This window comes from Aquabacterium sp. TM01 (assembly GCF_057808345.1).
Genome location: NZ_AP046529.1, coordinates 1112128 through 1125326 on the forward strand (window position 1 = coordinate 1112128; position 13199 = coordinate 1125326).

General features: G+C 67.6%; 10 protein-coding genes and 2 tRNA genes. 5 read left to right on the forward strand and 7 right to left on the reverse strand.

Annotated elements, in window-relative coordinates; translation table 11 throughout:
* Positions 1-10 precede the first annotated feature (10 nt).
* The 4 genes from selB (at position 11) to AC3WW4_RS05175 (ending at position 2973) form a co-directional block, all read left to right on the forward strand.
* Positions 11-1936, forward strand: coding sequence for a selenocysteine-specific translation elongation factor (selB, locus tag AC3WW4_RS05160; protein ID WP_488827316.1), 1926 nt, complete (start codon positions 11-13; stop codon positions 1934-1936).
* 7 nt (positions 1937-1943) lie between these two features.
* Positions 1944-2036 (forward strand) — tRNA-Sec (locus AC3WW4_RS05165).
* 53 nt (positions 2037-2089) lie between these two features.
* On the forward strand, positions 2090-2581 hold the full coding sequence (locus tag AC3WW4_RS05170; RefSeq protein WP_488827317.1) for a glycine cleavage system protein H: 492 nt from the start codon (positions 2090-2092) through the stop codon (positions 2579-2581).
* Positions 2578-2973 (forward strand): DsrE family protein, encoded by a 396-nt coding sequence (locus AC3WW4_RS05175; RefSeq protein ID WP_488827318.1) that lies wholly within the window; start codon positions 2578-2580, stop codon positions 2971-2973. The genes AC3WW4_RS05170 and AC3WW4_RS05175 overlap by 4 nt, the downstream gene beginning before the upstream one ends.
* Positions 2974-3146: 173 nt before the next feature.
* Here AC3WW4_RS05175 and AC3WW4_RS05180 read toward each other — a convergent pair.
* From AC3WW4_RS05180 to AC3WW4_RS05205, 6 genes are all read right to left on the reverse strand, one after another.
* Positions 3147-3222: transfer RNA gene (locus tag AC3WW4_RS05180), tRNA-Phe, on the reverse strand.
* A gap of 54 nt (positions 3223-3276) precedes the next feature.
* Positions 3277-4062: a response regulator gene (locus tag AC3WW4_RS05185; protein WP_488827319.1), complete on the reverse strand. Its 786-nt coding sequence runs from the start codon at positions 4060-4062 to the stop codon at positions 3277-3279.
* Between the two features lie 27 nt (positions 4063-4089).
* Positions 4090-6390 (reverse strand): sensor histidine kinase, encoded by a 2301-nt coding sequence (locus AC3WW4_RS05190; protein ID WP_488827320.1) that lies wholly within the window; start codon positions 6388-6390, stop codon positions 4090-4092.
* A 12-nt stretch (positions 6391-6402) separates the two neighbouring features.
* Entirely contained in the window at positions 6403-6984 is a 582-nt protein-coding gene (locus AC3WW4_RS05195) for a DUF4390 domain-containing protein (RefSeq protein WP_488827321.1), read from the reverse strand.
* A gap of 8 nt (positions 6985-6992) precedes the next feature.
* Positions 6993-8342: a 16S rRNA (cytosine(967)-C(5))-methyltransferase RsmB gene (rsmB, locus tag AC3WW4_RS05200; RefSeq protein ID WP_488827322.1), complete on the reverse strand. Its 1350-nt coding sequence runs from the start codon at positions 8340-8342 to the stop codon at positions 6993-6995.
* 26 nt (positions 8343-8368) lie between these two features.
* Positions 8369-9223 carry a GNAT family N-acetyltransferase gene (locus AC3WW4_RS05205; protein WP_488827323.1) on the reverse strand — a complete coding sequence of 285 codons (855 nt, stop codon included), beginning with the start codon at positions 9221-9223 and terminating at the stop codon, positions 8369-8371.
* A gap of 162 nt (positions 9224-9385) precedes the next feature.
* Here AC3WW4_RS05205 and ptsP point away from each other — a divergent pair, with 162 nt between their 5' ends.
* Positions 9386-11206 carry a phosphoenolpyruvate--protein phosphotransferase gene (gene ptsP, locus AC3WW4_RS05210; RefSeq protein WP_488827324.1) on the forward strand — a complete coding sequence of 607 codons (1821 nt, stop codon included), beginning with the start codon at positions 9386-9388 and terminating at the stop codon, positions 11204-11206.
* Positions 11207-11260: 54 nt separating this feature from the next.
* Here the strand turns inward: ptsP and AC3WW4_RS05215 are convergent, their stop codons facing one another.
* Complete coding sequence (locus AC3WW4_RS05215; RefSeq protein ID WP_488827325.1) at positions 11261-13198, reverse strand: ATP-binding cassette domain-containing protein; 1938 nt, start codon at positions 13196-13198, stop codon at positions 11261-11263.
* Position 13199 lies beyond the last annotated feature (1 nt).

Below are 13199 nucleotides of genomic sequence, written 5' to 3' on the forward strand. Positions count from 1 at the left end.
CAGGCGCGCGATGATCATCGGCACCGCAGGACACATCGATCACGGCAAGACCACGCTGGTGCGGGCCCTCACTGGTGTGGACACCGACCGTTTGCCGGAAGAGAAAAAACGCGGCATCAGCATCGAGCTGGGCTATGCCTTCCTGGACACGCCGGGCGGCGAGCGCATCGGTTTCATCGACGTCCCCGGCCACGAGCGGCTGGTGCACACGATGGTGGCCGGCGCCAGTGGCATGGATGTCGCGTTGCTGCTGGTGGCGGCTGACGACGGGCCGATGCCGCAGACCAGCGAGCACCTGGCCGTGCTGTCGCTGCTGGGCATCGACCGGGGCGTGGTCGTCATCACCAAGGCCGACCGTGTCGACACCGACCGCATTGCGTCCGTGCAAGCGGAGATGCGGGCCTTGCTGGCAGACACTTCGCTGGCGGAGGCACCCATCGTCGCCGTGTCGGCGCCTACAGGGGCGGGAATCGATCACCTTAAAGCCCTGCTGTTCGAAGCGGCTGCCCGGCACCACCCCGATGCCGACGCGCAACGGGCGACGCAGGCTTTCCGCCTCGCCATTGATCGCGCCTTCACGCTGCAGGGTACGGGCACCGTGGTCACCGGCACCGTCCACGCGGGCACGGTGCGGGTGGGGGATGAGCTGGTCCTGGTCCCGACCGAACGCGGCGAACCGCAGCGCGCCCGCGTGCGCAGCCTGCACGCCCAGAACCAGCCAGTCGAGGCCGCGCATGCCGGCCAGCGGTGCGCCGTGGCGCTGGTCGGGATCGCCAAGGACGAGGTGGCGCGCGGCCAGTGGCTGGTGGATCCAGCGGTCGCGCAGGCCACCCAGCGGCTCGATGTGCAGCTGACGCTGTGGCCCGGCGAAGCCCAGGCGTTGCGCAGCGGGGCGCGGGTGCTGGCCTACCTCGGCGCGGCTCAGGTCACGGCGTCGGTCGCCGTGCTGCGTACCGAGGACGGAGGCGATGCCCTTGCTCCGGGTGCCACAGGCTGGGTCCAGCTGGTGCTGTCCACGCCCTTGGCCGCCTGGCACGGCGAGCGCGTGCTCTTGCGCGACGCTGCAGCCAGCCGCACGCTGGCGGGGGGCACGGTACTCGACCCCTTCGCCCCCACGCGCTATCGCCGCACGCCGCAGCGGCTCGCGGAGCTGGACGCGTTCACTCGCCCGAGGGCCACCGAGCGGCTGGCGGCGTTGCTGGCCGTGGCCCCGCATGGGGTCGATCTGACGCGCTTTGCGGCCGCACAAGTCCTGCGCACGCTGCCTGCGCTGGAAGCGGCCGCCGCCGCGCTGGCCCAGGAGGGCTGGGCGCTGGGCCCGACGCACGTGGCTGGCTTCCAAACCGCCGTGCTGGCCGCGCTGGCCCGCTTTCACGCGCAGCAGCCCGACGAGCTGGGCCCCGAAACCGCGCGTCTGCGCCGCCTGGCCGCGCCGCGTTTGCCGCTGCCCCTGTGGCAGGCGCTGCTGACACACCTGGCGGCCGAGCAGGCGCTGGTGCTGCACGGCGCGTTCGTGCACCTGCCCACGCATGGCGCCCAGCTGTCGGCCACCGAGTCGCGCATCGCACAGAAGGTGCAGTCGCCGCTGCTCGCCGCGGGCTTCGAGGGTGCCTGGGTGCGCGACCTGGCCAAAGACGCGAAGGAGCCCGAGCCGATCGTGCGCACCACGCTGGCACGCTTGGCGCGCCGGGGCGAGCTGCACCAGCTCGTGAAGGACCTGTACTACCCCCCCGCGACCATGCAGCGCCTCGCCACGCTGGCGCGCGACGTGGGCATGGCCCATGCTCGCGAGGTCCAGGCGGCGGATTTCCGCGACGCCACCGGCCTGGGCCGCAAGCGGGCGATCCAGATTCTGGAATACTTCGACCGTGTCGGCCTCACGCGCCGCGTGGGCGATCTGCACAAGCTGCGCACCGATTGCGCGTTGTTCACATGAGAGACAGGGAAGGGCAACCATCCTGGTGGATGGGCCGGGCTTCAAACCCGGTGGGTGGCGCCATGCGTCGCCGGGTGGGTTCGACTCCCATGCCCTTCCGCCCCACCCATCCCGCTCCGTCCGAGCTTGCCGCCCTTGTCCTCGCCCTTGCCCATGTCTGACGCCGCCATCGAGCCCTGGCCGATTCTGGCCGATCTGCACTACCTGGTCGAGCATCAGGTGTGGGCGCGCCTGCACGAGGATGGCACCGCGACGGTGGGCATCACGCAGCTGGGCATCCGCCTCTCGGGCGAGGTCTATATGTGCCGCGCCAAACGAGTGGGCACGGCCCTGTCCCAGGGCGACACGGTGGCGGTGGTGGAACTGTCCAAGGCCATCGTCGCGGTGAAATCCCCGGTCAGCGGCACGATCATCGAGGTCAACGACGCACTGGACGACCAGCCCGAGTGGGTCCACCGTGAGCCCTATGGCGCTGGCTGGATCGCCCGGCTGCAACTGACCGACTTCGCGGCCGACCAGACCGCGCTGTTGCAGGGCGACGCAGCCGCGTCGGCCATGGCCCACCATGCCTGGCTGCACCGGCTGGAACTGCTGCCAGCGACGGCAACCCCGGCGCCTCAGCCCGGCGAAGGCAACACACCATGAGCTTCACCGAGCACAGCGTCGACGGCGTGGCGATTCTGCTGTGGGCGACCGATCCGGCCGTCCCTGAGCGGCTGGCCACGCCTTTCTTCCACGCGGCGGCGGCGGCGGCCATGGACGTGCCCGTCGAAATCTATTTCACTGCGGCCAGCGTGCACCTGCTGGTGCCGGGCGTGGCCGAGGCCTTGCGTGCCAGCCCGCGCATCGCCAAAACCATTGCCGAGCACATGTGCGACGCCCACGAGCACGGGGCGCGCTTCTTCGCCTGCACCGACGCGTTGCAGGCACAAGGCATCGACCCCGATCACCTCATCGCGGTGTGCACGCAGCGCGGTGGGGCCGTGCAGTTCATGGCGCGCGCCCTCGATCTGCGCTGGCGCGCGTTGGTGTTTTGAAATACCGGTGTTGAAAGCGCGCTCGCGGGCCGTGCCGAGCAGGTGATCGCCATCCACAAGAGGGTGTTGCAACCACGCCACTCAACGATGCCGCGCTGTGTTGAGCTTGGCTCACACAAGCCAAAGCCAGAAACAAAAAAGCCCATCGCGATGGATGGGCTTCTTGAGAATTTTGGTGGCCTGGGGCGGAATCGAACCACCGACACGCGGATTTTCAATCCGCTGCTCTACCAACTGAGCTACCAGGCCATCTCTTCGTCGATTGCTGCGTTGCAGTGATCAGCGAAGACCTGAACTATAGCATCAATTTGCAGCCGATTTCTTCGATCGACCCAAATCAACACCCAGCTGCTTCAATTTTCTGTACAGGTGGGTGCGCTCCAGGCCGGTTTTCTCGGCCACGCGGGTCATGCTGCCGCCTTCGCGCGCCAGGTGGAACTCGAAATAGGCACGCTCGAAATCGTCACGCGCTTCACGCAGAGGGCGGTCGAGCTCGAAACTTTGCTCGTGCGACAGGCCGTTCTGAGCGGCCGGGCTGATGGCGCCGTTGTGGGCTGGCGCGCCATAGGCCACCGGCTGTGGCGTGTGAACCGGATCGCCACCGATCAGTTCACTGCGCAGTGGCAGCGGTGTGCTGCTGAGTGGCACGGCATACGAGGCCGCAGCCGTGATGGGCGTGACGGTGGCTGTGTGCACCGGCTGAGCCGGCGCTGCCGCACGAGGGGCGGGCTTGGACAAGCCTTGCTCCACCGTGCGCAGCAGCTTTTGCATCGTGATGGGCTTTTCCAGGAAAGCCTGGGCGCCGAACTTGGTCGCTTCCACAGCCGTGTCGATGGTGCCGTGACCGGACATCATGACGACCGGCATGGTCAACTGACCGCTGGCTCCCCATTCCTTCAGCAAAGTGATGCCGTCCACGTCGGGCATCCAGATGTCCAACAAGACCAGATCGGGTTGGCACTGTTCACGCAGCTGGCGCGCCTTGGCGGCGTTTTCAGCGACTTCAACGGTGTGACCTTCGTCGCTCAGGATTTCTGACAGCAGGGCGCGAATGCCCAGTTCGTCGTCAACAACAAGAATGGTAGCCATGAATATGAGGGATCCCTCAAGTGGGAACTACGCGTAGTGTGGCCCAGCTTGAGGTGGTTCGGATGAAAGCTTTGAAAATGATAGCGAAACTTGCGCCCCTGTCGGGCCTGAAGCGCTCGTGGCGTCCCCTGTGCCTGAGGGTGTGCCCCCCACAGATCCCAGATTGCGAATGCGCACCAGGGCGCCGTGCTCGTCGGCAATCTTCTTGACCACGGCCAGGCCCAGTCCCGTGCCCTTGGCCTTGGTGGTGATGTAGGGCTCGAACGCGCGCTTGATGACCTTGTCTGGGAAGCCCGGTCCGTTGTCGCGCACCGCCAGGCGCACCGCGCGCACCTCCCCGTTCTCGGCCAGGGACACGTCGGTGCGCAGCTGGACGCGCGGGGCTTCGCCTTGCGGTGGGTGTTCGCCCACGGCATCCAGCGCGTTCTGTACGAGGTTGTGCACCACCTGACGCAGCAGCGCTGGGTCGCCCATGATGCGGGGCAGAGCGGGCTGCAGGTTCAGCTGAACCGTGCCTTGCTCCACCGCCTGACCATACAGGGCCAGCACGTCGTTGACCAGGGCATTGAGGTCGAGCGAGACCAGCTTGGCCGACGGCAGGCGGGCGTAGTCGCGGAACTCGTTGATCAGGGTCTTGAGCGCCTGCACCTGGGTCACGATGGTGTCGGTTGAGCGTTTGAGCAGGTTCTGGCCGGGCTCGTCGAGCTTGTCGTGCAGCTTCATCTGCAGGCGCTCGGCCGACAGCTGAATGGGGGTGAGCGGGTTCTTGATCTCGTGGGCGACCCGGCGGGCCACCTCGCTCCAGGCCTCGGCGCGCTGTGCCGACACCACCTCGGTGAGGTCGTCGAACACGATCAGGCGCTCGTCGGGCGGCAGGTCGGCGCCGCGCACCAGCAAGGTCAGGGGCTCGGGGTTGCCGGGCAGTTGCAGCTCGTAGGACTCCTGCCATTGCTGGCGCTCGCCGGGCGTGGGGTCGTGGGCGTAGAGCTCGAAGCGTTGGGCCAGGGTGGCGGCAAAGGCCTGCAACTCGGGCACGTCCGACAGTGGGCGGCCCCGGTACACCGACAAGGGCAGGCGCAGGATGCGGGTGGCGCCGGGGTTGACGGTGTCGATGCGGCCCTGGGCGTCGAACACGATCACGCCAGCTGTCAGGTTGTCCATGATGGCCTGCAGGTGGGCGCGGGCGCTGTCGAGGTCGTGCACGCTGCGGTCCACCAGGCTGCGGGCGTCGGCCAGCTGCTGGGTCATCTCGGCAAAGGCGCGGGTCAGGCCACCGAGCTCGTCTTTCGAGGCAAAAATGGCTTTGGGGCGCAGGTCACCCCGCGCCACCTCGCCCACGCCTTCGGCCAGCAGCAGCAGCGGGTGGGCCAGTTGCTGTCCCAACGTGGCGGCCAGCAGGAAGGCGCCGAACACCGCCAGGATCAGCGACAGCGTGAGCGTGCCGATGTACATGCGCCGCAGTCCTTCGCGGCCCAGTGCCCGTTGCTGGTACTCGCTGTAGGCGGCCTGTACGTTGAGCGCATTGCGCGCGATCTCGGGTGCCAGTTGCTGTTTGACCATCAGGTAGTGGCCGCGCGCCTGCAGGCGGAAGCTGCGGTCGGGCATCCAGGCCAGCGCGACGATGCGTGCGGACGAGGGAGCCACGTCGTCGTCCAGGTTTTCGACCTGGGCCATGACCCCCTTCTGACGCGCATCCTGTCGCCACGAGGTGGCCACCCGCTTAGTCATCAGGGGCACTTTGCCCGAGCCCCCGGCACTCCACTCCACCTGCCCGGCTTCGCTGACCAGGCTGACGGTTTCTGCGCCCAGTTGCTCGCGCAGACGCTCCAGCTCCAGCAGGCCTGGGGGGGTATCGGGAGCGCTCCCCAGTCGGTCGGCGGCCACCTGGGTCTTCTTGGCCAGATCCTGGGTGAGGGTGTCGAGGGTGTTGCGCCCCAGGTTCAGACCCGCCTCCAGAGCGCCTTCCACCCGCACGTCGAACCAGGTTTCGATGCTGCGTGAGACGAATTGGTAAGACACGGTGTAGATCAGCACGCCAGGCAGCAGGCCGACCAGGCCGAAGATGCCGGCCAGCTTGAGCAGCAGTCGGCTGCCGAAGCGGCGCTGGCGCAGGCGCAGGGCCAGCCGCCCCAGGGCGATGAGGATGACCAGGCCCAGCAGCGCGGCCGTGGCCATGTTGCCCCACAGCAGCCAGTTGAAATAGGGCTCCAGCTGCTCGCTGTTTTGCGTGGCCAGCACCAGCAAAAAGGTCAGCACCAGGCCACCACCCAGCATGGCCACGCTGGCAATGATCCAGGTCCAGCGTTGGTTCAGTTTGAGGGTGGCCATGGCGGGCGTGGCTCAACGCGCGGTGGACACGCCCACCCGTCGCTCGATCTGCAGGGCCCAGTCGGCCTGACCGCCCAGCCCGATTTGCAGCGGGCGTGGCAACTCATTGGCGTCCAGCTGGAAACTGAAGTCCACATAGCAGTCGGCCGGATCGGCATCGCCGAGTTTGTCGGCAATCAACCAGCGGCTGCCCTGGCGCAACACTTCCAGCGCTTCGCTCAGGCGGCTGTAAGGGCGGCTGAAACCATCAAAATTGAGACGCCACTGGCGGGTCAGGGGCTGGTAGGCCAGGCGCCAGCGCCGGGTGGCCGAGGCGATGCGCCGGTCGGTCCAGTACCAGCGCTTTTCGAACACCTCGGCATGCGCCACGAACACCACGGCAATGCCCTTGGAGAGCATCTGTTCGACGTCACGGTGCAGGTCAAAGCGCACCTCGTAACTGAGGGTCAGACCTTCTTCGCTGTGCTGGGCCAGCAGGCGGGCCAGCTCGGCACCGTTGTTGGCCCAGGCCGCCCACGCGGCGCCGCCTGTGGTTGCCAGGGCAGCAGTCCACAGGGCAGAGGTGCTGCGGAGCAGCAGGTCTCGGCGGCGCATCAGAGGCATCAGGAACCCGTCGGGGCCTTGGTCAGGAGAGCGTAGAAGAAGCCATCCCCCCGGTCTTGGCCGGTAGGGTCCAAGTATTCGACCACAGGCAGCAGGTGACCGGGGGCCGGGAGCGCCTGGGCGTCCGGCGTGCGTTGCAAAAACGCGTCGATGCGGTCCTGACCTTCCATCTTGAAGACCGAGCAGGTGCAGTACAGCAGGCGGCCACCCGGTTTCAGCAGGGGCCACAGGGCTTGGAGGATGGCGTCCTGCGTGCGGGCGAGGGCGGCGATGTCGGTGTCGCGGCGCAGCCAGCGCACATCCGGGTGACGGCGCACGATGCCCGAGGCGCTGCAGGGGGCGTCCAGCAGGATGGCGTCGAACGCCTGGCCGTCCCACCACGTGGCCGGCTGGCTCGCATCGGCAGCCACCGTGCGGGCCTGCAGGCCCAGGCGCTGCAGGGTCTCGTTGACGCGCACCAGGCGTTCGGGGTCGGCGTCCAGCGCGGTGACGTCCAAATCGGCCAACTCCAGCAGGTGGGCGGTTTTGCCGCCCGGGGCCGCGCAGGCGTCGAGCACGCGGGCGCCCGCGGGCAGTTTGGCGCCGCCGGCGTACACGAGCAGCGGGGAGGCGATCTGTGCGGCCGCATCCTGCACCGACACGTCGCCGTGGTCGAAGCCGGGCAGGCGCTGCACCGGCACGCCATGGGGCAGCACGATGGGCTGGGGTTGATCCGGCGCATCGGTGACCGCCGGGGCGTCGTCAGGCAGCAAACCGGCCCCGATCAGGCGGGTACGGTAGGCGGTGCTGCTGCTGTGGCGCAGGTTGGCGCGCAGCGTCATCGGGGGCTGCTCCTGGTTGGCCATCAGGATGGCCTGCCAATGTTCGGGCCAGTCTTTCTGCAGGCGCTTGATCCACCACGCCGGGTGGTTGAAGTGCGCGACCGGGTCGTTGTCCAGTTCGGCCAGCAAATCGGCCTGTTCACGCAGGAAGCGGCGCAGCACAGCATTGACCAAGCCGCTGGCCGGCTTGGCGCGCCGCTTGGCGGCTTCGACCGCCTGGTCCACCAGGGTGTGGGCGTTGTATTCGGTGCCACAGGCCAGGGCCAGGGCCGACAGCAGCAAGGCATCGACCCAGGGCTGCGGGGCTTTGGGGACCAGACGGGTGCGCAGGGCCTGGGCCGTGCCCAGGCGGCGGAGCACCGCAAAGGACAAGGCCTGCACCCCGGGGCGCTCGGCCGCTTTGCGCTCGGCCAGGGCGTCGGTCAGGGACTGGCCCTGGCGCACGGCGGCCACCGCATCGGCACAGCCACTCAGCAGCTGCCACAGGGGCAGGGACAGGGGGGAAGAGGTCGAAACCGTTTTGCTCATGCCGCGCAGTCTATGCGCTGCCCGGCTCAGGCCCCCAGGAAGTGCTTGCGATACCGTGCGGGCAGGTCGGCAATGCGCATCAGCATCGGCAGGTCGGCGGTGTTGAAGTCGGGGTCCCAGGCCGGGGCACCCAGCACCTTGGCGCCCACGCGCAGATAGCCCTTGATCAGCGCGGGCGGCTCCACCTTCAGGTGGCGATCCAGCTCGTCCACCGGCAGCGGCAGGCGCGGGCGCACCTGCAGGTCGATCGGGGCCAGGTGCGTCTGGCGCAGTTGTTCCCACAGGCTGGCGGCCACGTGGCCCCCGTCGCGCATGCTGATGCTGGCGCAGCCGATCATGGTGTCCAGGTCGTTGCGCACCATGAACTCGGCCAGCGCGCCCCACAGGGCCATGATGGCCCCGCCGTTACGGTGGTCCGGGTGCACGCACGAGCGGCCCAGCTCCACCATCTTGCCGCGCAGCGGGCGCAGGCGGGTCAGGTCGAACTCGGTTTCGCTGTACAGGCCGCCGATGCGCTTGGCCGACTCGGGCGTCAGCACGCGGTAGGTACCAATGACTTGGCCGGGCTCACCGGTTCCGGTGTCCAGACGCACCAGCAGGTGTTCGCAGTAGGGGTCGAACAGGTCGATGTCGTGGCCGGCAGGGCTGCCTACGGGCACACTCAGGCGGGCGCCCATCTCCAGGGCGAACACCTCGTATCTCAGACGCTGCGCGGCGAGAACATCTTCCGCAGTGCGTGCCCAAATGACTTCAATGCCTGCCCGTGTGCTGGCCTCGGGCGTCGACCCCGGGTGAAGTGACCTCCGCGCGGCGCGGGATTCGGCCGACAAGTGGGAGGACAGGTCTGCCATGGGCAGGGTCGGCAGGGGGAGGTCACGCATCGTCTCTCCAATCTTCAGGTCTTTGTGGACATGAGGGGACAGTTTTGACGCGTCCGATGACGGCGCGGTGAACGTTGGATGACAAGCCCATGACGCTGCGTGCCTCTGCCCTATGAGAAATCCCGACCGCCAGGCAGGACGGCGGCTGATACGATGGTCGGTATGAGCATCCAGATCTTTGGCTTGCCAGTGTCCCGTGGTGTGGCCATTGGCCGCGCGGTGCTGGTGGCCTCCAGCCGCATCGACGTGCCGCACGTCTTCATCGATCCCACCCTGATCGATGGCGAAGTCGCGCGCCTGTTGACGGCTCGCGACGTGGTGGCCGCCGAGTTCGATGCGCTCAAACGTGATCTGCCCGCCGATGCCCCGGCCGAATTGGCCGCCTTGCTCGACGTGCACCACATGTTGCTGCAAGACGATGCCCTGATCGGGTCTTCGGCCGACTGGATACGCCAGCGCCACTACAACGCCGAATGGGCGCTGTCGGCCCAGTTGGAAGTGCTGGCACGGCAGTTTGACGAGATGGAAGACGCTTACCTGCGTGAGCGCAAGGCCGACCTGGAGCAGGTGGTCGAGCGGCTGCTGCGCAGCCTGAGTCGGGGCGTACCTTCGGCTGTGCCCGCGCCGGGTACAGGCGTGCACGATTTCGGGGGCGACGAGCCCCTGGTGCTGGTGGCCAGCGACATCGCCCCGGCCGACATGCTCAGCTTCAAGCGCAGCGTGTTCAAGGGTTTTGTCACCGATGTGGGCGGCAAGACCTCGCACACGGCCATCGTGGCGCGCAGCATGGACATCCCTGCCGTGGTGGGCGCGCGCCAGGCCAGCAACCTGATCCGGCAGGACGACTGCATCATCATCGACGGCGACGCCGGCCTGGTGATTGTCGATCCTTCGCCCATCGTGCTGGAGGAGTACCGCTTCCGCCAGCGCCAAAGCGAGCTGGAGCGCAGCCGTCTGGCCCGCCTGCGTCACACGCCGGCGGTCACCCTCGACGGTGAGCGTGTCGAACTGGTCGCCAACATCGAAATGCCCGAAGACGCTCCGGCGGCCCTGGAGGCGGGTGCCGTGGGCGTGGGCCTGTTCCGCAGCGAGTTCCTGTTCATGAACCGCGGGGGCCATCTGCCCGACGAAGAAGAGCAGTACGACGCGTACCGGCGTGCCGTCGAGGCGATGAAGGGCCTGCCGGTCACGATCCGCACGGTCGACATTGGCGCCGACAAGCCGCTGGAGGGCATGACCCCGTCCGAGCTGCGCCAGGAATCGGTGCTCAACCCGGCCTTGGGCCTGCGCGCCATCCGCTGGAGCCTATCCGAGCCCAGCATGTTCCGCCGCCAACTGCGGGCGCTCTTGCGGGCTGCCGTACATGGCCCGGTCAAGGTCATGATCCCGATGCTGAGCAACCTGCGCGAGATTCGCCAGACGCTGGAGCATGTGGACCACGCGCGTCGGCAACTCGTCGAGGCGGGCAAGCCGTTTGGTGAAGTGGAGCTGGGCGCCATGATCGAGGTGCCGGCAGCCGCTTTGACCCTGCCGGTGTTTCTGCGCCATTTCGATTTCATCTCGATCGGCACGAACGACCTGATCCAGTACACCCTGGCCATCGACCGGACCGACGAGGAGGTGTCCCACCTCTACGACCCGTGGAATCCGGCCGTGCTCAGCCTGATCCAGACCTCGATCGCGCAGGCGCGCGCCGCCGGCAAGGGCGTGAGCGTGTGCGGCGAAATGGCGGGCGATCCAGTCTTTACCGAGCTGCTGCTGGCCATGGGGCTGCGCACCTTCTCGATGCACCCCACCCAGGTCGCCGCGGTCAAGCAGCGCGTGTTGCGCGTGGACACGCGGCGCTTGGCGCCACTTGTGCCCGAGGTGCTGGCCAGCGATGCCCCGGAAGCCGTCTGTGCTGAGCTGTTTGCCGCCGCGCACAGCGGCGGTGCGGCGGCGGGGCCGTGGATGGCCGCACCCGCCGCCCGTCAGAGCGCCTGAACGTCAGCGCATCAGCTGCCTCAGCGCGCTGCGACGTTCAGCGGGGCCGTTCGTTCAGCTTCCACCCAGCGTTTCCCAGCGCTCCAGCAAGCCCATCAGCTCTTCGTCGATCGCTTCGACGCGTGCGTGCATGGCCGCCACGTTGCCGCCTTCCTTGCTGTAGACATCGGGGTCGGCCAGTTGCTGGTTCAGTTCGGCCTGCTCGGTCTCCAGTGCCTCGATGCGGGCAGGCAACTCGTCCAGTTCACGCTGCTCCTTGTAGCTGAGCTTGCGCTTGGGCTGGGCCACCACCGGTGCCGCTGCCGGCGCAACGGGCGCCGTGTCGGCCGCCACGGACACGGGCGTGCGGCTGTCGGCGGCCGAGCCTTGCTTGGTGGCCGAGGCGATGGCCGACGCGCCGGGCTTGCCCGCTGCCAGCGCCTTGGCGCGGCGCGACTGGATCAGCCAGTCCTCGACGCCGCCTTCGTACTCACGCCAGCGGCCTTCGCCTTCGGCCACCAGGGTGCTGGTGACCACGTTGTCGAGGAAGCGGCGGTCGTGGCTGACCAGGAAGACGGTGCCGGGGTAGTCGGCCAGCAGGTCTTCCAGCAGGTCGAGCGTGTCGATGTCCAGGTCGTTGGTGGGTTCGTCGAGCACCAGCACGTTGGAGGGCTTGGCGAACAGGCGTGCCAGCAGCAGGCGGTTGCGCTCGCCACCGCTCAAGGTGCGCACGGGCGAATTGGCCCGGGCCGGCGAGAACAGGAAGTCCTGCAGATAGCCCATCACGTGCTTGCGTGCGCCGTTGATCTCGATCCACTCGCTGCCCGGGCTGATGAAGTCGGCCAGGGTGGCGTTGAGGTCCAGGTGGTCGCGCATCTGGTCAAAGTAGGCCACGCTCAGGTTGGCGCCTTGCTTGACGGTGCCGCTGTCAGGTTGCAGCTCGCCCAGAATCATCTTGAGCAACGTGGTCTTGCCGGCGCCGTTCGAGCCCACCAGGCCCACCTTGTCGCCACGCAGGATGGTGCCCGAGAAGTCCTTGACGATGGTGCGGCCGCCATAGCTCTTGCTGACGTTTTCCAGCTCGGCCACGATCTTGCCGCCGCGGTCGCCTTGCGAGACCTCCAGCTTGACCCGTCCGACGACATCGCGGCGTGAGGAGCGCGCGCTGCGCAGGTCTTCCAGGCGCTTGATGCGGGCCACCGAACGCGTGCGGCGTGCTTCCACACCCTTGCGAATCCAGACCTCTTCCTGGGCCAGCAGCTTGTCGAACTTGGCGTTGGTCACAGCCTCGTCGGCCAGTTGCTGGGCCTTGAGGCCTTCGTAAGCCGTGAAGTTGCCCGGGTAGGTGCGCAGCTGCCCACGGTCGAGCTCGACGATGCGGGTGCAGACGTTGTCCAAGAAGGCCCGGTCGTGGGAGATCAGCACGATGGCGCCCTTGAAGGCCACCAGCAGCTCTTCCAGCCAGGTGATGGCGTCCAGGTCCAGGTGGTTGGTCGGCTCGTCGAGCATCAACACGTCGGGGCTGGCCACCAGCGAGCGGGCCAAGGCCACGCGCTTTTTGGTGCCACCCGACAGGCCCGAAATCGCCAGGCTGGGGTCCAGGTGCAGACGCTGCAGGGTTTCGTCAACGCGCTGTTCCCAGTTCCAGCCATTGCGGGACTCGATGAAGGTCATCAAGGCATCCAGGTCCTCACCTTCGGCGTGGGCCTCGAAACGTTCACGGGCCGCCTTGACCTCGGCCAGGCCTTCGCTGACGGTGCTGAACACGGTCGCGTCGGTGGTGAAGGTCGGCTCCTGGGGCACATACGCCACCTCGATGCCCTTTTGGATCTGCAACTGGCCGTCATCGGCCTTTTCCAGGCCCGCCATGATCTTGAGCAGCGAGGATTTGCCGGTGCCATTGCGGCCGATCAGGCCAACGCGTTCGCCGGTTTCGAGTGCAAACGCGGTGTGGTCGAGCAGGGCCACGTGGCCAAAGGCCAGGCAGACGTCGCTCAGGGTCAAAACAGCCATG